At 69.1% G+C, this 23,843-nt stretch carries 19 protein-coding genes; 10 read left to right on the top strand and 9 right to left on the bottom strand.

Going from position 1 to position 23,843, the window contains the following annotated elements:
- Positions 1-54: 54 nt before the first annotated feature.
- Positions 55-714, bottom strand: a complete 660-nt coding sequence (locus tag LK409_RS16195; protein ID WP_010929153.1) for a gamma-glutamylcyclotransferase — start codon at positions 712-714, stop codon at positions 55-57.
- The gene (locus LK409_RS16190; protein ID WP_003814298.1) at positions 711-1,931 is read right to left on the bottom strand and encodes an MFS transporter; all 1,221 of its coding nucleotides are present in this window, start codon (positions 1,929-1,931) and stop codon (positions 711-713) included. Before LK409_RS16190 ends, LK409_RS16195 begins: the two co-directional genes overlap by 4 nt.
- 268 nt (positions 1,932-2,199) lie before the next feature.
- Here LK409_RS16190 and LK409_RS16185 point away from each other — a divergent pair, with 268 nt between their 5' ends.
- Positions 2,200-3,072 carry a tRNA threonylcarbamoyladenosine dehydratase gene (locus tag LK409_RS16185; RefSeq protein WP_010929152.1) on the top strand — a complete coding sequence of 291 codons (873 nt, stop codon included), beginning with the start codon at positions 2,200-2,202 and terminating at the stop codon, positions 3,070-3,072.
- 87 nt (positions 3,073-3,159) lie between these two features.
- Here LK409_RS16185 and LK409_RS16180 read toward each other — a convergent pair whose 3' ends face one another.
- Positions 3,160-3,897, bottom strand: a complete 738-nt coding sequence (locus tag LK409_RS16180; protein WP_010929151.1) for a GntR family transcriptional regulator — start codon at positions 3,895-3,897, stop codon at positions 3,160-3,162.
- Positions 3,898-3,899: 2 nt separating this feature from the next.
- On the bottom strand, positions 3,900-5,495 hold the full coding sequence (locus tag LK409_RS16175) for an AMP-binding protein (protein WP_076879836.1): 1,596 nt from the start codon (positions 5,493-5,495) through the stop codon (positions 3,900-3,902).
- Positions 5,496-5,626: 131 nt separating this feature from the next.
- Here LK409_RS16175 and LK409_RS16170 point away from each other — a divergent pair, with 131 nt between their 5' ends.
- Both LK409_RS16170 and LK409_RS16165 read left to right on the top strand, forming a co-directional pair.
- Positions 5,627-6,631, top strand: a complete 1,005-nt coding sequence (locus LK409_RS16170) for a Bug family tripartite tricarboxylate transporter substrate binding protein (RefSeq protein WP_010929149.1) — start codon at positions 5,627-5,629, stop codon at positions 6,629-6,631.
- Entirely contained in the window at positions 6,628-7,338 is a 711-nt protein-coding gene (locus LK409_RS16165) for an SDR family NAD(P)-dependent oxidoreductase (RefSeq protein WP_010929148.1), read from the top strand. The genes LK409_RS16170 and LK409_RS16165 overlap by 4 nt, the downstream gene beginning before the upstream one ends.
- Before the next feature lie 171 nt (positions 7,339-7,509).
- Here LK409_RS16165 and LK409_RS16160 read toward each other — a convergent pair whose 3' ends face one another.
- From LK409_RS16160 to uvrA, 3 genes are read right to left on the bottom strand one after another with little or no spacing between them, the layout of a single operon-like run.
- Entirely contained in the window at positions 7,510-8,136 is a 627-nt protein-coding gene (locus LK409_RS16160; RefSeq protein ID WP_003814287.1) for an aminotransferase class IV family protein, read from the bottom strand.
- 55 nt (positions 8,137-8,191) lie between these two features.
- Positions 8,192-9,319, bottom strand: a complete 1,128-nt coding sequence (locus tag LK409_RS16155; RefSeq protein WP_010929147.1) for an aminodeoxychorismate synthase component I — start codon at positions 9,317-9,319, stop codon at positions 8,192-8,194.
- A 5-nt stretch (positions 9,320-9,324) separates the two neighbouring features.
- On the bottom strand, positions 9,325-15,042 hold the full coding sequence (uvrA, locus tag LK409_RS16150) for an excinuclease ABC subunit UvrA (protein WP_010929146.1): 5,718 nt from the start codon (positions 15,040-15,042) through the stop codon (positions 9,325-9,327).
- 370 nt (positions 15,043-15,412) lie between these two features.
- Between uvrA and LK409_RS22710 the strand changes: the two genes are divergently transcribed.
- Positions 15,413-15,541 (top strand): hypothetical protein, encoded by a 129-nt coding sequence (locus LK409_RS22710; RefSeq protein ID WP_006226408.1) that lies wholly within the window; start codon positions 15,413-15,415, stop codon positions 15,539-15,541.
- A 70-nt stretch (positions 15,542-15,611) separates the two neighbouring features.
- Here LK409_RS22710 and LK409_RS16145 read toward each other — a convergent pair whose 3' ends face one another.
- Complete coding sequence (locus tag LK409_RS16145; RefSeq protein ID WP_041937283.1) at positions 15,612-16,556, bottom strand: LysR family transcriptional regulator; 945 nt, start codon at positions 16,554-16,556, stop codon at positions 15,612-15,614.
- Between the two features lie 188 nt (positions 16,557-16,744).
- Between LK409_RS16145 and LK409_RS16140 the strand changes: the two genes are divergently transcribed.
- The 6 genes from LK409_RS16140 to LK409_RS16115 all read left to right on the top strand — a co-directional run bounded on the left by LK409_RS16140 (position 16,745) and on the right by LK409_RS16115 (position 23,320).
- Entirely contained in the window at positions 16,745-17,680 is a 936-nt protein-coding gene (locus LK409_RS16140; RefSeq protein WP_003814275.1) for a glycosyltransferase family 2 protein, read from the top strand.
- A 117-nt stretch (positions 17,681-17,797) separates the two neighbouring features.
- Positions 17,798-19,369, top strand: a complete 1,572-nt coding sequence (locus tag LK409_RS16135) for an ABC transporter substrate-binding protein (protein ID WP_010929143.1) — start codon at positions 17,798-17,800, stop codon at positions 19,367-19,369.
- 79 nt (positions 19,370-19,448) lie between these two features.
- A complete protein-coding gene (locus LK409_RS16130) occupies positions 19,449-20,435 on the top strand; it encodes an ABC transporter permease (RefSeq protein WP_010929142.1) in 987 nt (328 codons plus the stop codon).
- A complete protein-coding gene (locus LK409_RS16125; RefSeq protein ID WP_010929141.1) occupies positions 20,435-21,349 on the top strand; it encodes an ABC transporter permease in 915 nt (304 codons plus the stop codon). The genes LK409_RS16130 and LK409_RS16125 overlap by 1 nt, the downstream gene beginning before the upstream one ends.
- A 7-nt stretch (positions 21,350-21,356) precedes the next feature.
- Positions 21,357-22,331, top strand: coding sequence for an ABC transporter ATP-binding protein (locus LK409_RS16120; protein WP_003814268.1), 975 nt, complete (start codon positions 21,357-21,359; stop codon positions 22,329-22,331).
- A complete protein-coding gene (locus LK409_RS16115; protein ID WP_010929140.1) occupies positions 22,328-23,320 on the top strand; it encodes an ABC transporter ATP-binding protein in 993 nt (330 codons plus the stop codon). The genes LK409_RS16120 and LK409_RS16115 overlap by 4 nt, the downstream gene beginning before the upstream one ends.
- Before the next feature lie 12 nt (positions 23,321-23,332).
- Here LK409_RS16115 and LK409_RS16110 read toward each other — a convergent pair whose 3' ends face one another.
- The gene (locus tag LK409_RS16110) at positions 23,333-23,830 is read right to left on the bottom strand and encodes a VOC family protein (protein ID WP_010929139.1); all 498 of its coding nucleotides are present in this window, start codon (positions 23,828-23,830) and stop codon (positions 23,333-23,335) included.
- Between the last annotated feature and the right edge of the window lie 13 nt (positions 23,831-23,843).

Here is a 23,843-nt window from a genome sequence, read left to right as displayed (position 1 = left end):
CTGGATGGAAGGCTGTCAGTGTACCGCCAACGCCGCGCCCGCGTGGGCGCGGCCCTATACGCCCAGCGGATGGACTTCGGCCTCCAGCTGGCGCGCGATCTGCTCCAGGCGCGCATCGCGGATGCCGGCCTGGCGCAGCGCCTGCGCCGTCTGCACCACGTACTCGGTGCAGGGGCCGTAGCGGCCCGAGGCGCGCCGCACGATGGCCAGCAGTTCGGGTTCGGGCAAGGCGCGGATATAGGCCGGGTTGGCGCGGTTCATGATGAACACCAGCGCGTTGACCGGACCGTGCTCGGTGGCGCAGCGCAGCCAGCGCGGCAGATAGGCGCCGGTGGACATCTCGCGGTCCCACAGCGCGGGGAAGTAATCGGGCACCTGCCGGCCGGCCAGGCGGTAGACCACGCCGCGGCACGAGCCGCCGCGGTCCAGCCCGAACACCAGCCCGGGGCATTCCGGCGTGCCGCGGTTCACGCGCGACCACAGGCACAGCGCCCGGTGATGACCGTGCAGGGTGGCCAGCCTGCGCTCGACGAAATCGAAGTCGGGCCGCCAGATCAGCGATCCATAGCCGTATACCCAGACGTCTTCGCCGTCGCGCCATTCGCGCAGCGCGGTGTCGAGCGAGGCGCGCCGCTCCTCGGCAGTCCAGAGGCGAAAGGGCAGCGCGGCGGCGCCGTGCGGATCGTGCGGGGACGGAGGGGACTGCGTATTCACGAAGACTTGGAGGAATCGGATTCTTGCGGGGGATTGCGGTTGGCCCAGCCGCCCGCCACCAGGGCGAGCGCATAGGCCCAGAACAAGGGCGCCACGCCAATTACCGCACCGAGCGCGCCGAACGTCAACGGCAGCGATACCTGCGAGGCGTTGATCAGCGCCATGCGCAGGCCCACGGCCTCGGCTGCGCGGCCGGGCGGCGAATACTGGTGCAGCAGGGACAGCATACTCGGCTGGCAGCAACCCAGCGCCAGTCCCAGGACGAACGACAGGCCGATCAGCATGCCTACGTCGGTGAAAAACGGATAAAGCAGGAAATCGATGGCGGCGGTGGCCATGGCGGCGCGCACCAGCGTCCACGAGCGCACGCGCGTCTGGATGAACGGCAGAACCAGGCGGATGACGAACGTTGCCGCCGCGAAGGCGGCAAGTATGACGCCGATGGTGGTGGCGGACAGGCCGATCGCCACGCCGAAGATGGGCACCACGAACAAATGCGTATCCCAGGCCCCCGACAGGATGGTGTTGACCATCAGGATGCGGCGCAGCGGCGGCACCGCCAGCAGCTCGGTGATGCGGCGCCGCTCGGCGGGGCGGTTGCTGCCCCCGGTCAGCGCGCCGTTCATGGTGCGCAGCGGTTGGCGCAGCAGGTACAGGCCCACCAGCGACAGCATGGGGCCGAGCGCCAGCATGCCGAACGCCAGGCGCGTGCCCAGGTGGTCGATCGCCAGGCCGGCGATCAGCGGACCGGAGAACCCGGAGGCGGCCAGCGCCAGCGACATCCAGGAGAAGTTGCGCAGCCGCTCGCGCGGCTCGGCGTGTCCCAGCAGGTCCTGCGTCGCTACCTGATGCAGCATGAAGCCGATACCGATGCAACACGACGCCACCAGCAGCGCCGCCTGGGTTTGCGAGACGAAGGGCAGGGCCGTGCCGAAGGTGACCAGCGAGGAGCCGATCACCAGCGGCCGCACGACGCCGATCTTGTCCACCCAGCGCCCGGCATGCACCGAAGCGAACATAGGCAGCACGGCGAACACCGCCACCAGCATGCCGACCGTGAAGGTCGACAGGCCCAGTTTCAGGGCGGTCAGCGAGACGGTGATGCGTCCCCCGGTAAGGGCCATGTGATTGAGCATGGCCAGCAGGCACAGATACCCTGCTCCCGAAAGTTCGGGGCCATGGGTCGGGCGCGAGGGGGTAGGGTCGGAGGTAGACACGGCGTAACTGCTTTCATTCTGTCCCTAACTTCGGCCTATGTCGAGCAGCCCGCCTCGCGCGCTCCGGCGCGCATGGCGCGAGGTAGGCGGCCTGTATGGCGCAGGTGGCGGCCAGTTGGCGGCATTTGGCAGCAGTTGGCGCAAGCCTCGCCGTGGGCATGTCCTGGCCTGGCGGCGGCTTTCGGCGCGGTAATGTGTCGTATGTGCAACGTAACCGCCTCGGCGGCGAGTCCGGCCTATCGTCCCGCGTCGGGGCCGGCATGGGAAAATGGCGCCCATGAACTCTCAGCCTTCTGTGATCGCGCCGGCCTGCGAGGCCGATGCCGAACGCCGCTTCGGCGGCTTGGCCCGTCTGTATGGCCCGGATGCGCCGGCCGCCCTGCGCGGGGCCCATGTCGCGGTGGCGGGCCTGGGCGGCGTCGGCTCCTGGACCGCCGAAGCGTTGGCGCGTTGCGGCGTGGGCGCCCTGACCCTGATCGACCTGGACCACATCGCCGAATCCAACGTCAACCGCCAGATCCATGCGTTGTCGGACACGCTGGGGCAGGCCAAGATCGAGGCCATGGCGCAACGCATCGGCCAGATCAACCCGGCCTGCGCCGTGACCCGTGTCGACGAATTCGTCGCGCCCGATAACGTGATGCAAGTGCTGGGCGGTCCCTATGCCGCGATCGTCGACTGCACCGACCAGGCGGCGGCCAAGATCGCCATGATCCTGCACGCGCGCCAGCGCGGCGTGCCGCTGCTGCTGTGCGGCGGCGCCGGCGGCAAGACCGACCCGCTGGCGCTGCGCGCCGGCGACCTGTCCGAAGCCGTCAACGACGCGCTGCTGGCCAAGCTGCGCAACAAGCTGCGGCGCGAGCATGGCTTCCCCCGGGCCTCGGACGCCAACGGCAAGGTCCGCAAACGGGTGCCGCGCATGGGCGTGCGTGCCTTGTGGTTCGACCAGCCCGCCATCCTGCCCGACGCCTGGACCCGCGCCGTCGAGGGCGAGGACGATATGGGCGCGGCCGGGACCCGCGCGGCCCCCCAGGGCCTGTCGTGCGCCGGCTACGGCTCGGTCGTCACCGTGACCGCCGCCATGGGCCTGGCCGCGGCCAACGAAGTGCTGGGATGGGTGGTGGGCAAGCCGGGCGCTTGAGCAGTGGCGCCGGCGCACCGGTACGCTGCGGTCAAGCGTGCTGGCGTATGACGAGGTGCCTGTCCCCGCTGGGACAGGCACCCCGCTTTATCGAAGGAGGTCGAATTCCATCCGCACCTTGTGGAAGGGGAATTCCAGGCGGGCGAAGTAGACGACGCGCGCGTCGATGCAGACGTAGCGGCGCAGTTCGGCCACCGGCGCGGATACGGGAATGCGCAGGGCCTGGGCCGACGCGGCGCCGGCCTCGATGACGTTGAGCACCTGGCGCGCGTGGCTGAGCCGTGCCCGGTAGTGGCGGTCCAGCACGGGCGTGACGGTGCTGGCGCGGATCTCGGCGCGGTGCTTGCGGAACAGCGCGCTTTCCAGGTAGACCTCGCTGAAGCAGAACGGGCCGGCGGCGGCGGTGTGCAGGCGGCGCAGGTATTGGAAGCGGCCGTCGCGGGCGAAGTCGCAGGGTATGCCCAGGTCGTCGGGTAGCGGCTGCTGCGCACTGGATTCGTGCAGCGCCACGGTGCCCAGCTGCCTGCTCAGGGCCACGGTCTCGGCCCAGTTCTTGGGGATGAGCAGCGTGGGGGTTTCGGGCAGGGTGTCCTCGACGAAGGTGCCGCTGCCGCGCGAGCGGCGGATCAGGCCGTCGGCCTCCAGCAGGCCGAGCGCCTGCCGCACGGTCGAGCGGGCGATGCCGTAGCGGGCCGCCAGCGCATCCAGCGGCGGGATCTGCCGGCCGGGCCGCCAGACGCCGGTCTGGATGTGGCCGCGGAATACCGCCGCGGCTTGCAGGTACAGCGGCTGGGGACTGCGGGCAAAGAGCCGGGCGGCGGACATGGTCAGGCGGCAGGCGCGGCGGCGAGCAAGGCCTCGGCCTGTTCGCGCAGCTTGTGTTTCTGGATCTTGGCCGAGTTGGCGCTTTCGACCACCGGAAACGCCTCCAGCACCTGGAAGCCGGCCGGCACCTTGAAACCGGCCATGCCCTGTCTGCAGGCGGCCATCCAGCCGGGCGGATCGGGGCTCGCGCCTGCGTCCAGCAGCACGAAGGCATACGGCACGGTCTTGCCGTCGCGGGTGGCGCCGACGACCTGGCAGGCCCGTATGCCCGGCAGCGCCTCGACGGCCTGTTCGATTTCGGCCGGGTTGACCAGGAACCCGGACAGGCGCAGCGAGTCGCCCATGCGGGTCTGGAACACGAACTGCCGCGTACCCAGGGTGTAGCCGAGATCGCCGGTCCTGAAATAGCCGTCGTCGGTCAGGGCGCCGGCGCTGGCCTGCGGGTTGTCCAGGTAGCCGCGCATCAGGCTGGGCGCCAGGATTTCGATTTCGCCCGATTCGCCATCGGCCAGGATCCGGCCGTCCTGCGGATCGCGGGCGCGCACGCGCGCCTCGGGGTGGATCAATGCGCCGCCGGGCTCGTAGCGCACCGAGACGTCGCCATCGGCCGGTTCGCGCGGCTGCGCCGCCACCAGCGCGATCAGTTCGCTGGAGCCATACAGGCCGGTCAGCGGTACGCCTTGCGCCCGGGCCAGCGGCAGCAGGTCGCCCAGGGCCGGCGCGAAGCTGGCGAAGCCGAACAGCCGCGCCGTCGCGAAGTCGGCCCGTTCGCCGAGGCGGAACATCTGCACCAGGGCCTCGTTGTTGGCGTAGGTATGGGTGACGCGGTGGCGGCGGACGGCCGCCACCGAGCGCGCCGCGTCGAACGCGGGTTCGCATATCACCGGCACGCCGCGCGCCAGCGCGCCCACCAGGGTGGCGAAGCCGAACGCGCCGCAAAAGGGGGCGCTGGCCAGGATGCGGCTGTCGTCGTCATAACCGTACGAGCGCGCGATGGCGTCGCCATGGCGCAGCAGGGTGTCCTGGTCGTGCAGGACGAACTTGGGCAGCGACGTGGTGCCCGAAGTGGTAAAGCACAGCACGCCGGCATTGGGCGCCGGCAAGGGAGCGGGGCCGTGCAGCGCGGCCAGGGCGTGGGCCGCCAGGCCGGCGGGGCCGGGGGTAGCCTGTGCGCCGCTCCCGTCCACGACGATGGCGCCGCGCAGGCGCGCGCGTGCGGCGGGCGGCACGGCGGCCAGGATGCCGGCGAAGTCGATGCCCTTGAAGCCCGGCCAGTAGACCAGCCAGTCGGCCTGGCCGCGCCCGAGAATGTCGCCCAGCTCCTGGGCGCGAAAGCGGGTATTGACCGCGAGCGTCAGCGCGCCCAGGCGGGCGCAGGCCAGGAACATCGTCACCCAGTGCGCGCAATTGGGCAGCCACAGCGCGACGCGCTCGCCGCGGCACACGCCCAGCGCCGCCAGGCCGCCGGCCAGGTCCAGCACGCCGGCGCGCAGCGCGGCATGCGTGACGGGGCGGTCGCGGTCGATCAGCGCGACGGCCTCTGGGCGCTCGCGGGCATGCGTGTCGGGCCTCGTGGCGAACAGTTCAGCGGCGGGCATGGCGGCCTCCGGAAGGGGCGCAAGCGCGGCACGCATGCGGTTGTCTGCCCTGGACGTTTATGTTTAGATGAATAAAGTACGTATTTACGTACTTTAGAAAAAGCCGGCGACGGATACAAGTGGAGGCAGGCATGAAGCGAACACCTGGGCAGTGGCGCGCGTGCAGGGCGGCAGTCCGCGCCCTTATTGTCGCGTGCATGGCGACGCTGGCGGCGCAGGCAGGCGCCGCGGGCTACCCCGAGCATCCCGTGACGGTCGTGGTGCCGTATCCGCCCGGCGGCGCGGCGGACATCTTCGGGCGCGCCATCGCCCATGCGATGCAGCCGCACCTGAAGCAGACCGTGCTGGTGGAAAACCGGCCGGGCGCCGGCGGCAACGTCGGCATGACGTACGTCACGCGCAGCAAGCCCGACGGCTACACGCTGGGCCTGGGCACCATCGGTACGCAAAGCATCAACCAATTCCTCTACGCCGACATGCCGTACGACCCGGGCCGGGACCTGGTGCCGGTCGCGCTGGTGTCGACCACGCCCAACGTGCTGGCCGTCAGCGCCAGGTCTCCCTACCGCACACTGGCCGACGTGATCGAGGCGGCCCGCCAGCGCAAGGACAACAAACTGACCTACGCGTCGCCGGGCGTGGGCTCGTCGGTGCACCTGACCGGCGCCTATTTCGAGGCCGTGGCCGGAATCAGCCTGCTGCACGTGCCGTTCAAGGGCACTTCGGCCTCCCTGCCGGCGGTCGCGGGCGGGCAGGTCGATCTCCTGTTCGACAACCTGCCCGGCGCGCTGGCGCAGATCAAGGACGGTTCGCTGGTGCGCGGCATCGCCATCACCTCGGCGCAACGCGATCCCTCGGTGCCCGACCTGCCCACTTTCGCCGAGGCCGGCGTCGCCGGTTTCGATGTGACGGCGTGGTTCGCGCTGTACGCGCCGCGCGGCACGCCGCAGCCGGTGGTCGAGCAGCTGGTGGCGGCGGCCCGCCAGGGGCTGCAGGCGCCGGAGCTGGCGCGCCAGTTCGGCGCCATGGGCGCGCGGCCGGGCGACAAGTTCGGCGCGCAATTGGGCCAGTTCGAGCAGGCCGAACGCCAGAAGTGGGGCGAGCTGATCAAGCAACGCGGGATCCGCGCGCAATGAGCCGGCCCGTCGTCCTGGTCACCGGCGCGAGCCGCGGCATCGGCCGCGCCATCGCGCAACGCCTGCTGGCCGATGGTTATGACGTCGTGAACTTCAGCCGCGGCAAGCCGGCCGATGTGCTGCCGGGCGAGCGCTTCGTGCCGGTCGACCTGTCCGACACCGAAGCGGCGCGCCGCACGGCCACTGAACTGGCGGCGCAGCGAGAAGTGCTGCATCTGGTCAACAACGCCGGCCTGATCGAAGTGGCCGGGATCGACCAGGTGGCGCCGGACGCCATGCAGCGCACGCTGGCGCTGAACCTGGTGGCGCCGCTGGTGCTGCTGCAGGCGCTGCTGCCGGGCATGCGGGCGCGCGGTTACGGGCGGGTCGTCAATATCGGCAGCCGCGCCGCGCTGGGCAAGCCCGGCCGTTCGGCCTATGGCGCCAGCAAGGCAGGGCTGGCCGGCATGTCGCGCACCTGGGCGCTGGAGCTGGCGCCGGCCGGCATCACGGTCAACGTCGTGGCGCCCGGTCCGATCGCCACGGAGCTGTTCAACCAGTCCAACCCGCCGGGCGATCCGCGCACCCGGCAACTGGAAGCCGCCATTCCGGTGGGCCGCGTCGGCCGTCCCGACGAAGTGGCCCATGCGGTGGCCAGCCTGCTCGACCCGCGCGCCGGGTTCATCACCGGGCAGGTGCTGTATGTGTGCGGGGGCATGACGGTGTGAGCGTGGCGGCCAAGTGCGCATGGCGTAGGGCGGGGTGCCTGTCCCCGCGGGGACAGGCACCCTTGCCGCAGCGGGGACAGGCACCGGAGGAGTTTGCCGGAGCCAGTCCGCATGCGGGGACAGGCAAGGAGTTTGCCGGTGCCAGTCCCCCTGCGGGGACAGGCACCGGAGTCAGTGGTATTGCACCTCTATCCATCCGCGCAGGGCGTTGGACAGGCGGATCGATTCGGCGCTGCGCAGGTCCGACATGGTGAGGGTGCGTTCCTGGACTTTGCCCTGGTCGATCAGTTCGGCGCGCTGCACGCCGGGCAGGCAGCCGCTGGCGATGGGCGGGGTGTACCAGCGTCCGCCCAGTTCGAGGTAGACATTGCTGCGGCTGCCTTCGCACAGTTCGCCGTGCTGGTTCAGGTACAGCAGGTCGAACACCCGGGGATGGGATGGCAGCCATTCGATGGTGTGGGCGTACCAGGGGCGGTAGGTCGTCTTGTAGCGCAGCAGCGGCTCGTCGGCATCCAGCGCCTCCGGCGCCAGCATCACTTCCTGGTCGGGCGGCAGCGGCGCCAGCGGCGCGGTCTGGATGTCGTGGCTGCCGTCGCGCGCCAGCAGCAGGCGCAGCCGGTGCGGACCGGGGGCGTGCAGGCCGCGCACGGCGGCCATGATGGCGGATTCGACGGCCGGCTCGTTGCAGCGATACCGCAATGCCTGGCAGGAGGTCAGCAGCCGCGCGAGGTGGCGCCCCAGCAGCGGCAGCTGGCGGTCGGCCGTGACCAGGATGGTTTCGATGAGCTCGGGTTGCATGCGGTTCCTTGCGGCGCGGTGCCCCGGCTAGTGTAGGCCAAGCGGCGCGCCGGCGTCAGCCCAGGATGCGCGCTTTCCAATGGCATTCCTGCCATTCCTGCGCGGCGTCCGAGTCGTGCACGATACCGCCGCCCACGCCGTACACGCCGTGGCCGGCGCGATCCAGCACCAGCGTGCGGATCGCCACGTTGAGCGAGAAATCGCCATCGGGCGCCAGCCAGCCGATACTGCCGCAATACAGCCCGCGCGGCGCCGCCTCCATCTGGCGAATGCGCCGCATCGCGGCGATCTTGGGCGCGCCGGTGATCGAGCCGCAGGGAAACAGCGCGCGCAGCACGTCGGCCAGGCCGGCGTGCGGCGCATGGGCCGAGACGGTCGAGGTCATGGTCCACACGGTGGGGTAGCGTTCCAGCGAGAACAGGGCATCGACCTTGACCGAGCCCGGCGTGGCCAGGCGCCCCAGGTCGTTGCGCAGCAGGTCGACGATCATGAGGTTTTCGGCGCCGTTCTTGTCGCTGGCCAGCAGCTCGCGCCCCAGCCGCGCGTCTTCGGCCGGATCGGCGTGCCGCGGCGCGGTGCCTTTCATCGGGCGCGTCACCAGGCGTTCGCCCTGGCGCGCCACGAACAGTTCCGGCGAGAACGACAGGATGGTGCGTTCGCCGTCCTCGATGTAGGCGCCGTTCCCCACGGGATGGCGCGCCGCGATCTGCCGGTACAGCAGGCGGGGGTCGCCCTCGATGCGCACGTCCAGCGGCTGGGTGTAGTTGACCTGGTACAGCTCGCCCGCGGCGATCAGCTCGCGGATGGCGTCGACCGCGCGCAGATAGTCGTCCCGCGCCATACGCGGCGCGACCGAGACGATGCGCGCCGCCGGCGTGGCGGGCGCGGGCCAGGGCGCTTCGACCTCGGCGCGCTCGAAGGCCAGCGCGGTCAGGCGCGCCCGGCCGTCCTCGCGGGGCGCGGGCGCCGCCCCGGACGCGGGCGCCCGCAAGGCCTCCGGCAGCAGCCATTCGCCCAGTTCGTAGTCGAGCAGCAGCGCGATCCAGCGGCCGCCGGCGCGCGCCCGCTCGATCTCCCGCAGGGCGGGCGCCACGGCGTCGGCGCTGCGCGCCTCGATGCGGATCGGGTCGCCGGCCAGGCGCAGGGCGCGTCCGGCCAGCCGGTCTTCAAAACGGCATTCCATTGCTTCTACTGCTGCAGGAACTCACTGAGTACGCGCCCGGTGTGCGAACGCTCGCGCAAACTTACCACGTGTTCGGGCGAACCCTCGGCCACCAATTGGCCGCCGCCGCTGCCCCCTTCGGGCCCCAGGTCGAGCAGCCAGTCGGCTTCGGCGATCACGTCCAGGTTGTGTTCGATCACCACCACGGTATTGCCGGCTTCGACCAGCCGGTGCAGCACATGGATCAGCTTCTCCACATCGGCCATCGACAGGCCCACCGTGGGTTCGTCCAGCACATACAGCGTGTGCGGCGCGCGCGAGGCGCGCCCGGTGGTGATGACGCCTTCGGTCAGGCGCGCCTTCGACAGCTCCGTGACCAGCTTGATGCGTTGCGCCTCGCCGCCGGAGAGCGTGGGCGAGGGCTGGCCCAGCGTCAGGTAGCCCAGGCCGACGTCCTGCATCAATTGCAGCGGACGGTGGATTTTCGGATGCGCGGCGAAGTAGCCGATGGCGTCGTCCACTTCCATGGCCAGCAGTTCGCCGGCGTTCTTGCCGCGCATCTGCACGCTCAGGGTATCGCTGCTGAAGCGCGCGCCGTTGCATGCGTCGCAGGGCACCTTCACATCGGGCAGGAAACTCATTTCGATGGTGCGCATGCCCTGGCCCTCGCAGATCGGGCAGCGGCCGTCGCCAGTATTGAACGAGAAGCGCGCCGCGGTCCAGCCGCGCATGCGCGCCTCGCGCGTATCGGCGAATTGCTTGCGCACATCGTCCCAGAACCCGACATAGGTGGCGGGACACGAGCGCGGCGTCTTGCCGATGGGGGTCTGGTCGACCTCGAGCACGCGATCGATGACCTCCCAGCCGGTGATGCGTTCGCAGCCGCTCCAGCCCGGCGCCTTGCCCTGCGACACGGCCTGGACCAGGTTGTCCAGCAGCACTTCGCGCGCCAGGGTGGATTTGCCCGAACCGGACACGCCGGTCACCACGCTCAGGCGCCCGATCGGAATGCTGGCGTCCACGCTGCGCAGGTTGTGCAGGCGCGCGCCGTGCACGCGGATCATGGGCGTGTCCGCGGTGACGGCGCGGCGGCCGTTGAGCGGGTGCGCCAGCGGCTTGGCCAGGTAGCGGCCGGTGACCGACTCGGGGGCGTCGATCAGGTCCTGCACGCTGCCCTGCGCCACCACGCGGCCGCCGCGGATACCCGCGCCTGGGCCGATATCGATGATGTGCGAGGCGCGCCGGATGGTGTCGTCGTCGTGTTCCACCACCACCAGGGTGTTGCCATTGCCTTCCAGGCGCGCCAGCGCGTCGAGCAGGATGCGGTTGTCGCGCGGATGCAGGCCGATGGTGGGTTCGTCCAGCACGTAGCACACGCCCTGCAGGTTGGAGCCCAGTTGCGCGGCCAGCCGGATGCGCTGCGCCTCGCCGCCCGAGAGCGTGGGCGCGGCGCGGTCCAGCGCCAGATAACTCAGCCCGACCTCCTGCATGAAATTGAGCCGGCCGCGGATTTCCGCCAGGATGTCGCGCGCGATCTCGCCTTCGCGGCCGCGCGTGACCAGGCCGGTGAAGAAGGTATGGGCGTCGGAGACGGGCAGCGCAGCCAGCTCGGCGATCGAGCGGTCGCGCCAGCGCACCGCCAGCGCGACGCGGTTCAGGCGCTGGCCATGGCATACCGTGCAGGTCCTGGCTTCGCCTTCGTACCAGGCGTTCCAGGCGGTTTCCTCGCCGGTCTGTTCGGCGTCGAAGCCCTGCAGCTGCAGGCCGGTGCCGAAGCAGCCGCCGCACCAGCCGTGCTTGGAGTTGTACGAGAACAGGCGCGGGTCGGGCTCGGGGAAGCTGACGCCGCACGACGGGCAGGCGCGCTTGACCGAGAAGTGCTGCTGTTGCAGATCGCCATCCAGGCCTGCGCGCAGCCGGTCCAGCGGGTACACCACGCTCAGCACGCCCTGCCCATGCTCCAGGGCCTGCCGCACGGCATCGCGCAGCGCCGCTTCGTTGCCGGGGTCGACCACCACATCGGCCACCGGCAGTTCGATGGTGTGTTCCTTGTAGCGGTCCAGGCGCGGCCAGGGGCTGACCGGGATGAAGGCGCCGTCGACGCGCAGATGGGTGTGGCCCTTGCTGCCTGCCCATTTGGCCAGGTCGGTGTAGTAGCCCTTGCGCGCCGTCACCAGCGGCGCCAGCACGCCGATGTGCTGGCCCTTGTGTTCGCGCAGCAGGCGCGCCACGATCTGGTCGGCGTTCTGCGGCTCGACCGCCACCTTGCAATCGGGGCAGTACTGGGTGCCCAGCTTGACGTACAGCAGGCGCAGGAAGTGATGGATTTCCGTCATGGTGGCCACGGTCGACTTGCGTCCGCCGCGGCTGGTGCGCTGTTCGATCGCCACGGTGGGCGGGATGCCGAAGATGGCGTCCACGTCGGGCTTGCCGGCAGGCTGCACGATGGCGCGCGCATAGGCGTTGAGCGATTCGAGGTAGCGCCGCTGGCCTTCGTTGAACAGGATGTCGAAGGCCAGGGTCGACTTGCCCGACCCGGACACGCCCGTGATGACCGTGAACTTGTCGCGCGGGATCTCGACGTTGACGTTCTTCAGGTTGTGCTCGCGCGCGTTGCGGATCTCGATGGACTGGGCCGCCTGGCGGCGCCGGCGCATCAGCGATTGCAGCGGCGTGCCGGCTTCCTCGCCATAGGCGGCGGCCGGCTCGGCCAGCGCGCTGACCGGCGCCACGGGCAGGATGCTGCCTTCGTAGTCGCGCAGCGCCAGGCCGGTATGCGAGCGGTCATTGGCCATCAGGTCCTGCGGCGTGCCCACGCCCACCACTTCGCCGCCGGCGTCGCCGCCTTCCGGGCCCAGGTCGATCAGCCAGTCGGCGGCGCGGATGACGTCCAGGTTGTGTTCGATCACCAGCAGCGTATGGCCGGCGGCCAGCAGCTTGCGGAAGGCGCGCATCAGGCGCGCCACGTCGTCGAAGTGCAGGCCGGTGGTGGGCTCGTCGAACAGGAACAGGCTGCCCTTCTTGGCAACCTTGGCGGTGGAGATGCCGCTGCGCGCCGCCTCGGCCAGGTGGCCGGCCAGCTTGAGCCGCTGCGCCTCGCCGCCCGACAGCGTGGGCACGGGCTGGCCCAGCCGCACGTACTCCAGGCCCACGTCGGCCAGCGGCGCCAGGCCGGTCTGCACGTCGCGCAGTCCCTTGAAGAATTCCAGCGCCTCGCTGACCGTCATTTCCAGCACCTGGTCGATCGAGGCGCTCTTGCCCAGGTGCTCGACGCGCACCTCCAGCACTTCGGGGCGGAACCGCTTGCCGTCGCAATCGGGGCAGCGCAGGTAGACGTCGGACAGGAACTGCATTTCGACGTGCTCGAAACCGGTGCCGCCGCAGGTCGGGCAGCGTCCGTCGCCGCTGTTGAAGCTGAAGGTGCCGGCGGTGTAGCCGCGCTCCTTGGACAGCGCCGCCTGGGCGTACAGCTTGCGGATCGCGTCGAATGCGCCGACGTAGCTGGCCGGGTTGGAGCGCGCCGTCTTGCCGATGGGCGTCTGGTCCACCATCACCACGTCGGCGATCTGCTCGGCGCCCAGCAGGCGATCGAACGCGCCGGGCGCTTCGGACGGCTTGCCCTTCTGCTTGAGCAGGGCGGGGTAGAGCACGTCCTGCACCAGCGTCGATTTGCCCGAGCCGGACACGCCCGTGACGCACACCAGTCGGCCCAGCGGCAGTTCGATCGACACGTTGTTCAGGTTGTGCGCGGTGGCGCCTTCGAGGATGAGCCGCGGCGTATTGTTGGCCACCGGCATGGGCCGGGGGGCCTCCACGCGCTGGCGCCCGCCCAGGTAATCGCCGGTCAGGGTATTGGCGGCGCGCAGCTGTGCCGGCGATCCGTCGAACACGATGCGTCCGCCGCGCTCGCCGGGGCCGGGGCCGATATCGATGATGCGGTCGGCGGCCACCATGACCTGCGGGTCGTGCTCGACCACCACCAGCGTGTTGCCGGCGTCGCGCAGGCGGTGCATGACCTCGACCACGCGATGCATGTCGCGCGGATGCAGGCCGATCGAGGGCTCGTCCAGCACGAACAGCGTGTTGACCAGCGAGGTGCCCAGCGCCGTGGTGAGGTTGATGCGCTGCACTTCGCCGCCCGACAGCGTACGGCTCTGGCGGTCCAGCGTGAGATAGCCCAGCCCGACGTCGCACAGGAACTTCAGGCGCGCGCGCACTTCGGTCATCAGCAGGTCGGCCGCGGCGTCCAGCACGCCCTCGAAGCGCAGGCCGTCGAAGAAGCGGCGCACGCGTTCGATGGGCAGCTGCATCACATCGTGGACGGACAGGCCGTCCAGCGCCTCGAGCTGCGGCCGGCTCCAGCTGGTGCCGGCCGGCATGAAGCGCTGGTAGCGGCCTTCGCCTGGCGGCAGCACCGTATCGGCCTCGGCGCGGCTGCCCAGGCGCCACAGCAGGGCGTCGGGTTTCAGGCGCGCGCCGTGGCAGGTGGGGCAGGGGGTATAGCTGCGGTATTTCGACAGCAGCACCCGCACATGCATCTTGTAGGCCTTGCTCTCCAGCCACGCGAAGAACTTGTGCACGCCGTACCACTGCGTCTTCCAGGCCTGGTTGCCGCCTTTCCAGTCGGGGTCGCCGTGCAGCACCCAGCCGCGCTGTTCGGGCGTCATGGATTTCCATGGCACCGACAGCGGGATGCCGGCGCGCGGCGCGTACTTGACCATGTCGTCCTGGCATTCCTTGAACGAAGGCGTCTGCCACGGCTTGATCGCGCCTTCCAGCAAGGTCTTGTTCTCGTCGGGAATCACCAGCCCGATGTCGATGCCGATCACCCGCCCGAAGCCGCGGCAGGCTTCGCAGGCGCCCAGCGGCGAGTTGAACGATAAGCTGCTGGGCAGCGGATCGGTGTATTCGATGTCGCAGTCGGCGCAGTGCAGCCGGTCGCTGTATTTCCAGACCGCCTGGTCGGCGCCGCCTTCCTCGCCCATGGCGTACACCGCCAGATGGCCCGCGCCCATGCGCAGCGCGGTATCCAGCGCCTCCATGACGCGCTCGCGCTCGGCTGCGGCAAAGCGGAAGCGGTCCTGCACGACGTGCAGGATGCGGCGCGCGACCGGCGCGGCGCCGTCCTTGGCGCCCTTGGCGCTTTTGCCGCGGCGCGCCTTGGGCGCGGGCGCGGCGGCGCTGGCGGCTTCCTCGGCATGCACGCGCGTGTAGCCCTGCTGGTCGAGGAAGCCGCGCACCTCGTCCTCGGTGAAATTGGCCGGCACCGCGATGGGGAAGGTCACCACCAGGCGCGGATCTCCCAGCGCGGCCGCGCGCCCGGCCAGCGAATGGAACACCGACTCGGGCGTATCGCGCCGCACCTGCTTGCCGCAGCCGCGACAGTACAGCCGCGCGCCGCGCGCGAACAGCAGCTTCAGGTGATCGTTGAGCTCGGTCATGGTGCCGACCGTGCTGCGCGAGCTGCGCACCGGGTTGGTCTGGTCGATGGCGATCGCCGGCAGGATGCCTTCGATGCGGTCGACCTGCGGCTTGTCCATGCGGTCGAGGAACTGGCGCGCGTAGGGCGAGAAGGTCTCGACGTAGCGGCGTTGTCCTTCGGCATACAGGGTGTCGAAGGCCAGCGAGCTTTTGCCCGAGCCGGACACCCCGGTTACCACCACGAGTTCGCCGGTGGCGATGGTCAGGTCGAGGTTCTTGAGATTGTTCTGGCGGGCGCCAACGATGCGGATCTGGGAGCTCATGGGGCGTAATCGTAGCCTGAGGGAGGACAGCGGCGGAGTACGGGCTGCGCCGCCATGCGGGAACGCGGCGCCGGCGGGCAGTCAACGGCCGGACTGTTGCCTTGCCAGCGCCGCAGCGTCCGGATTTTCTTGCTGTATAAATAAACAGTATCGCAGATTTTCCTGATGTCTTGCTGGCCAGGATCCAGGAAGACTGTCCGATGGGGCGTGACCGCCGGTGGCGCCGGCCTGGCCGGGCCCATGCTCCCTCGCGGCTTGGCGGCCCCGCCTGTTTCAGGCTAGAATGCCGAGTTATTCAGATTTTCGCCGTCGCCTTTTCGCGCCTGCAATGGCAGGCGCGGGCGCGGCGGCCATCCCACTGGAGATCATCATGGCCGAACGCAAACGCGTGCGTCGCAACACCCTGGAACGCCGTTGCCTGGGCAAGGCTTTCAAGCGTCTTTTCGTGAAGTCGCCCAAGGGCGTTTTCAAGATGCTGGAAAAGATCAAGCGCGTGTAAGTTGCGTTGCTTGCAGGTAAAAAAAAACCGCTGGCCCTTGCCGGCGGTTTTTTTATGCGCGGCGCCGGGGTCAGGCGCGCGGCTGCGGGCCGGTCGGCGCGGGTCCGAGCATCGGCCGGACGAAATCCATGAACACGCGCGTGCGGCCCGGCAGGATCGGCGAGGGGTACACCGCGTAGATGGAGATCGGCTGCACCCGCCACTGGGGCAGTACGCGGCGCAGCGAGTTGCGTTCGATCACGGGATCGAGCGCCTGGCAATGCGGCAGGCGCGTGATGCCCAGCCCCAGCCCGGCCAGCGTGCCGACCACGCTGATGTTGTTGCCCGCCACGTGGCCGCTTACCTCGACGCGCTCGATGCGCTCGCCATTGTGCAGCGTCCAGTGCGAATGTTCCGGGTCGATGGCCGTGCGCAGGCATTCGTGGCGGTCCAGGTCGGCGGGGTCGCGCGGCTCGCCGTAGCGGGCCAGATAATCTTCCGAGGCGTACAGGTAGCTGTCGAGCGAAATGATTTCGTCGACCACGGTATTGGGATCCGGCGTTTCGTCGTCGCCGCTGTCGCGCCCGAAGCGCAGGATGACGTCGAAGGGGGCGCCCTGCGAGGTCGCGCTGGCATTCAGGTTGAGATCGAATTCGCAATCGATCTCGGGGTAGCTGTCCAGGAATGCGCCCAGCGAGGTCGGCAGCAGCCAGATCGCCAGGCTGTACGGCATGGATATGTTCAGCCGGCCCTTGGGGCGGCCCGTCAGCGATTCCAGTTGTTCGCGCGCCAGCCGCGTTTCGTCGATCAGGCCCTGGCAACGTAGCAGATAGACCGTGCCGGCGTCGGTCAGCTCCAGGCGCCGGGTATTGCGGTTGATCAGCCGCAGGCCGATGGCCTTTTCCAGCTGGTTGATGCGCCGCGACAGCGTCGACGTCGGCATGTCCAGCGCGCGGGCGGCCAGGCTGAAGCTCTTGCGTTTGGCGACTTCGACGAACAGGGCGATATCGTTGAGCTGGACGGTTTGCGCTTGCATGACGGGGTCGGACAGGTACGGCGCGAGTGTACCGCGTCCTATAGCGAAGTAAGAATATGCCAATAGATGACATATTCAATTGCAAAATGAGAGGGAGTGCGCGTGTGCCTGCGAGGCTTATCCCATACACTGCAACTCTCGCGCCACCCCCATAACCGACTCGTCCGTTGCGTACCGGCTAAACGAGCATGATCGATTCGCAATTCCAATTCACGGTGCTGACGCCCACGTATAACCGGGCCGTCACGTTGCACCGAGTGTTCCAGTCACTGCAACGCCAGACCTGTCGGGATTTCGAATGGGTCGTCGTCGACGATGGTTCCACCGACAATACGCACGAGGTGGTGCGGGCCTGGCAGGCGCAGGCGGATTTTCCCATCCGCTATGTGTGGCAGCACAACCAGCACAAGAAAACCGCCTTCAACCGCGGCGTGCGCGAAGCGCGCGGCATGCTGGTGGTGGGCCTGGACAGCGACGACGAAATCCCGCCCGACGCCCTGGCCATACTCAAGGACGCCTGGGAGGGCATACCCGCCGACCGGCGCGAGACCTATGTGGCGGTCACCGGCCTGTGCGCGCGGCCCGACGGTTCCATCGTGGGCGACCGCTTCCCGCAGGATGTCTTCGACAGCACGGCGGTGGACATGTACTTCCGCTACCGCGTGCAGGGCGAGAAATTCGGCGCCATGCGCGCCGATGTGCTGCGCCGCTTTCCGTTTCCCGAGGACGTGGCCGGCTTCGTGCCGGAAAGCCTGGTGTGGTGGGCGATCTCGCGCGCCGGCTATCTCAGCCGCTTCATCAACCGGGTCGTGCGTGTGTACCACGACACGCCGGGCGGCCTGAGCCAGGGCGGCGTGTCCCTGAGCAGCAATATCCAGGGCCTGTACCTGCTGGCCTGGGACATGCTGCAGCATCACCTGGACTGGTTTCGCTACCGGCCGCGGGAGTTCATCATGGCGGCGGCGCGCTACACGCGTTTTCGCCTGCACCTGGACAACTCCGGCCTGCCCACCGCGGTGCAGGCGTACCGGCTGACCCAGCCGTCCGCGCGGCTGCTGGTCCTGCTGATGTGGCCGCTGGGCTATCTGCTGTATCGCCGCGATCGCCGCCGCGGCGTGGCCTGAGCGCCTGCGCCCGCGGCGGCGGGTGCCCCCCAGTATCGGCACAAACCCCTAATTGACGCGCGAAGCGGCGCTACGGCAATATCCGGCGGTCATTCAGATATCTGTCAGGAGCTAACCATGCGTCGCACCATGATTGCTATCGCGATCGCCGCTGCTTGCGCCCTGCCGTCGATCGGGCAGGCGAAGACTTTCCGCTGGGCTTCGCAGGGCGACATTCTCACGTTCGACCCGCATTCGCAAAACGAAGGCATGACGATTGCCGCCAACAGCTATGTGTACGAACCGCTGGTGGCCTATGACAAGGATTTCAAGGTGGTGCCGGCGCGGGCCACCGAATGGACCCAGGTCTCGCCCACGCTGTATCGCTTCAAGCTGCGCGAGGGCGTGAAGTTCCACGACGGCGCGCCGTTCACCGCCGAGGATGCGGTGTTCTCGATCCATCGCGCCATGGCGCCCACCTCGAACTACAAGGCGTACACCACGGGCATCAAGGAAGCGCGCAAGATCGACGACTACACCATCGAGATCGAAACCAGCGCGCCCAACCCGGTGCTGCTGCGGCAGCTGCCCAACGTGTTCATCATGAACAAGGCCTGGTCGGAGAAGCACAACGTCGCCAAGCCGCAGGACTTCGTCAACAAGGAAGAAACCTTCGCGGCGCGTAACACCAACGGCACCGGCGCCTACAAGCTGAAGTCGCGCGAGGTGGACGTGCGCACGGTGTTCGTCGAGAACACCGAGTGGTGGAACAAGGACAGGAAGATCGGCAACGTCACGGAAGTGGTCTTCACCCCGATCAAGCAGAACGCCACCCGCACCGCCGCGCTGCTGTCCGGCGAGATCGACTTCGTGCTCGATCCGGCCGCGCAGGACCTGGAGCGCCTGCGCCAGCAGGCCAAGGTGGTGGAGGGCAACGAGTACCGCACCATCTATATCGGCTTCGACCAGAAGCGCCCGGAGCTGCTGTATTCCAGTGTCAAGGGCAAGAACCCGTTCGCCGACGTGCGCGTGCGCGAGGCGCTGTATCGCGCCATCGACGTCGAGGCGATCAAGCGCGCGGTCATGCGCGGCTTGTCGGCGCCGACCGGCACCATGATCGCGCCGCAGGTGCATGGCTGGACCGAAGCCCTGCACAAGCGCGTGCCCTACGATCCCGAGAAGGCTCGCGCGCTGCTCAAGGAGGCGGGCTATGACGGTACGCTCAGCTTCACGCTGGACTGCCCCAACAACCGCTACATCAACGACGAGGCGATCTGCCAGGCCGTGGTGGGCATGTGGGCCAAGGTGGGCGTGAAGGCCTCGTTGAACGCCATGCCGCGCGCCACCTATTTCCCCAAGGTGCAGTCGCGCGACACCAGCGCCTTCCTGTTCGGCTGGGGCGTGCCGACCTTCGACGCCATGTACACGCTGCAGAACCTGGTGCGCACCAAGGGCGAGGGCGCCGACGGCATGTACAACCTGGGCGACTACAGCAACAAGGAAGCCGACGCGATCATCGACCGCATCAAGACCGAGACCGACCCGACCAAGCGCGACGCCGACATCGTCCGCGCGCTCGAAATCCATGCCCAGGAGTTCGGCCATATTCCGCTGCACGACCAGGTCATTCCCTGGGCCATGCGCAAGAACGTGACGGTGATCCATCGGGCCGACAATCGCCTGTCGGCCGACTGGGTGCGTATCGACTGAGGCCCGCGAGGGACGCTGCGCGCCGGCGTCCCGCCCCGGGTGCGGCGCCTGGCGGCGCCGCACCCCGTATCGAGTTGCCATGCTTGCATTCATTCTGCGCCGCATCCTGCAGGCCGCGGCGGTCATGCTCACCGTCGCCCTGCTGGCTTTCGTGCTTTTCCAATACGTCGGCGATCCCGTCACCATCATGCTGGGGCAGGACGCCACCGACGCCGAGCGGGTCGAGCTGCGCGAGCGCCTCGGCCTGGACGACGCGCCGCCGGTCCAGTTCGCCCGCTTCGTCGGCAACGCCCTGCAGGGCGATTTCGGCATTTCGCTGCGCCAGAGCGAGAAGGTCTCCAGCCTGATCCAGGCCCGCCTGCCCGCCACGCTGGAGCTGTCGCTGGTGGCGGCGGTTCTCGCGCTGGTCGTCGGCCTGCCGCTGGGCGTGTACACGGCGCTGCGCCGCCACGGCCTGCTGGCGCAGCTGGTGCTGGCCGGGTCCCTGCTGGGCGTATCCCTGCCCACCTTCCTGATCGGCATCCTGCTGATCCTGGTGTTCTCGGTGCAGCTGGGCTGGCTGCCCAGCTACGGCCGCGGCGATACCGTCAGCTTCGGCTGGTGGACCTCGGGGCTGTTCACCGCCACGGGGTGGAAGCACCTGATCCTGCCCTCGATCACGCTGTCGCTGTTCCAGATGACGCTGGTGCTGCGGCTGGTGCGTTCCGAGATGCTGGAAGTGCTGCGCTCGGACTACATCAAGTTCGCCCGCGCGCGCGGCCTGCGCCAGCGCGCCATCCATTTCGGCCACGCGCTGAAGAACACCATGGTGCCCGTCATTACCATCACCGGCCTGCAGCTGGGCGGCATCATCGCGTTCGCCATCGTCACCGAGACCGTATTCCAGTGGCCCGGCATGGGGCTGCTGTTCATCCAGGCGGTGCAGTTCGCCGACGTGCCCGTGATGGCGGCCTATCTGTGCCTGATCGCGCTGGTGTTCGTGGTGATCAACCTGATCATCGATCTGCTGTATTTCGTCGTCGACCCGCGCCTGCGTTCCGGGCTGTCGCGCAACGGAGGCCACTGATGCGCGCCGTACTTAAACGCTGGTGGGACAGCGACCTGGCCTGGTCGTGGCGCTACAGCTCGGTGGCCATGGTCGCCACCCTGGTCCTGGCGCTGCTGCTGGTCAGCGCGTTCGGCGCGCGCTGGGTGGCGCCGCACAATCCCTTCGACCTGACCACGGTCGAGCTGCTCGATGCGCTGCTGCCGCCGGCCTGGTCCGACAATGGCCAGCCGCAGTACTTGCTGGGGACCGACAGCCAGGGCCGCGACCTGTACTCGGCCATCCTGTACGGCACCCGCGTGTCGCTGCTGATCGGGCTGGCCTCGGTGGCGCTGTCCATGCTGATCGGCGTGGTGCTCGGCCTGGTCTCGGGCTACGCGGGCGGCCGGCTGGACGCGTTGATCATGCGCGTGGCCGATGTGCAGCTGTCGTTTCCCGCCATCCTGATCGCCCTGCTCATCGATGGCGTGGCGCGCGCCGCCGTGCCGCGCGAGCTGCACGAAGTGATCGCGTTCCCGGTGCTGATCGGCGCCATCGCCCTGGCCGGCTGGCCGCAATATGCCCGCACCGTGCGCGGCTCCACCCTGGTGGAGAAGAACCGCGAATACGTGCAGGCGGCCCGCGTCATCGGGGTGGCCCCGCCGGTCATCATGTTCCGCCATGTGCTGCCCAACGTCATGGGGCCGGTCCTGGTGCTGGCCACGGTGCACCTGGCCACCGCGATCATCACCGAGGCCACGCTGTCGTTCCTCGGCGTGGGCGTGCCGCCCACCGCGCCCTCGCTGGGCACGCTGATCCGTATCGGCAACGATTTCTTGTTTTCCGGAGAGTGGTGGATCACTATCTTTCCCGGCGCCGCCCTGGTGCTGCTGGTGCTGTCGGTCAACCTGGTGGGCGACTGGCTGCGCGACGCGCTCAACCCCCGGCTGAATTGAGGCGACCATGAGCGCATTGCTTGAAGTGAAGAACCTGTCGGTCGAATTCCCGACCCGCCGGGGCACCCTCAAGGCGCTGGACGATGTGTCGTTCACCATCGCGCCGGGCGAAGTGCTGGGCGTGGTGGGCGAATCCGGCGCCGGCAAGTCGTTGACCGGCGCCGCCATCATCGGCCTGCTCGAACCGCCGGGGCGCATCAGCGCGGGCCAGATCCTGCTGGCCGGGCGGCGCATCGACAACCTGCGCGAAGACCAGATGCGGCGCGTGCGCGGGCGCGAAATCGGGGCGGTGTTCCAGGATCCGCTGACCTCGCTCAATCCGCTGTACACGGTTGGCCGGCAGCTGGCCGAAACCATCGTGACGCATCTTCCGCTGTCCTGGAGCCAGGCGCGCGAGCGCGCCATCGAGCTGCTGGCGGCCACCGGCATTCCGGCCGCGCGCGAGCGCATCGATCATTTTCCGCACCAGTTCTCCGGCGGCATGCGGCAACGCGTGGTGATCGCGCTGGCGCTGGCGGCCGAGCCCAGGCTGGTGGTGGCCGACGAGCCCACCACGGCGCTGGATGTCTCCATCCAGGCGCAGATCATCGAATTGCTGAAGAAGCTGTGCCGCGAGCAGGGCGCCTCGGTCATGCTGATCACCCACGACATGGGCGTGATCGCCGAGACCGCCGATCGCGTGGCCGTCATGTACGCCGGGCGGCTGGCCGAGATCGGGCCGGTCGGCGATGTCATCCATCGTCCGCGCCACCCATACACCGAAGGCCTGATGGGGTCGATCCCGGCGCTCGACAGCCATGCCGAGCGTCTGGTCCAGATCGACGGCAGCATGCCGCGCCTGAACGCCATTCCGCCGGGCTGCGCCTTCAACCCGCGCTGCAAGGTCCGGCTGCCGCGCTGCGGCAGCGAACGTCCCGAGCTGATGCCGGCGGGCGCCTCGCGGGCCGCCTGTTGGCTGCACGATGCGCGGGAGGCGGCATGAACGCGCCATTGGTACAGGTACGGGATGCCGCGCGCTGGTTCGACGTGTCGGCGCCGTGGCTCGAGCGCGTCCTGGCGCGCAAGCCGCGCCAGATGCTGCGCGCGGTCGACGGGGTCAGTTTCGAGATCGCGCGTGGCGAGACCCTGGCGCTGGTGGGCGAGTCGGGCTGCGGCAAATCGACCGTGGCGCGCATGCTGGTGGGTCTGTATGGGCTGACGCGCGGCGCGATACAGTTCGACGGCCAGCCGCTGTCGGCGCTTGCCACGCCGCAGGGCAAGCAGTTGCGCAGCCGCCTGCAGATGATCTTCCAGGACCCCTATGCCAGCCTCAATCCGCGCTGGCGGGTCGGGCGCATCATCGCCGAACCCCTGCTCACGCATGCCAGCCTGGCGCCGGCGCAGCGCCAGGAACGGGTCGGCGAGCTGCTGCGCCAGGTCGGGCTCGACCCGGCCGACCAGCACCGCTATCCGCACCAGTTCTCGGGCGGCCAGCGCCAGCGCATCTCGATCGCGTGCGCCCTGGCGGCGCGGCCGCAGTTCCTGGTGTGCGACGAGCCGACCTCGGCGCTGGACGTATCGGTGCAGGCGCAGGTGCTGAACCTGATGAAGGATCTGCAGCGCGAACTGGGCCTGACCTATCTGTTCATCTCGCACAATCTGGCGGTGGTGCACCATGTGGCCGACCGCGTGGGCGTGATGTACCTGGGCAAGCTGGTCGAAGTGGCGCCGCGCGACGAGCTGTTCGCGCAGCCGCGCCATCCCTACACCCGCATGCTGCTGGAGGCGATTCCCGACCTGAACGGCGCTGGGCGGCCGCGTACCGCGGTGGCCGGCGAGGTGCCCAATCCGCTCAATCCCCCGACAGGCTGCGCCTTCCATCCGCGTTGCCCGCATGCGAACGCGCGCTGCAAGAGCGAGGCGCCGCGGGCGCTTGGGCACGGCCTGGCCGTGGTCGCCTGCCACGCGGTGGAGGAGGGCCGCCCGGCCTGAGCGTGGCGCCGCTCAGGCGCCGTCGTAGGCGCGCCGCAGGGCGGCGATGTCCAGCTTCTTCATGCCCAGCAGCGCCGCCATGGCGCGCTGCACGCCGGCCGGGTCGCCGGTCATCCACTCGGCCACCATGGCGGGCACGATCTGCCACGACAGGCCGTATTGGTCGGCCAGCCAGCCGCATTGTTGCGCCCGCGGATCGCCGCCGGCGCCCAGCCGCTCCCAGTAGTGGTCGATTTCTTCCTGGGTGGCGCAGCTGACCTGCAGCGAAATCGCCGGGCTGAACTGGAACGCCGGGCCGCCGTTGAGCGCCGTGAAGGGCGTGCCGTCCAGTTCGAACTGCACTGTCATGACCGAGCCGGGCGCGCGTCCGTGCACCTCCTTGCCGGTCTCGCCGTAGCGGCTGATCGCGCCGACGCGCGAGTTGTCGAATATATCCGCGTAGTAGCGGGCGGCTTCCTCGGCCTGGTGGTCGAACCACAGGCAGGGAACGATGCGGGTGAGGCGGGCCATGGCGCGGCTCCAG

Source organism: Bordetella parapertussis (genome assembly GCF_020735925.1).
In the GTDB taxonomy this organism is placed as follows: domain Bacteria; phylum Pseudomonadota; class Gammaproteobacteria; order Burkholderiales; family Burkholderiaceae_B; genus Bordetella; species Bordetella pertussis.
This window is presented reverse-complemented; position numbering and strand designations above follow the sequence as displayed.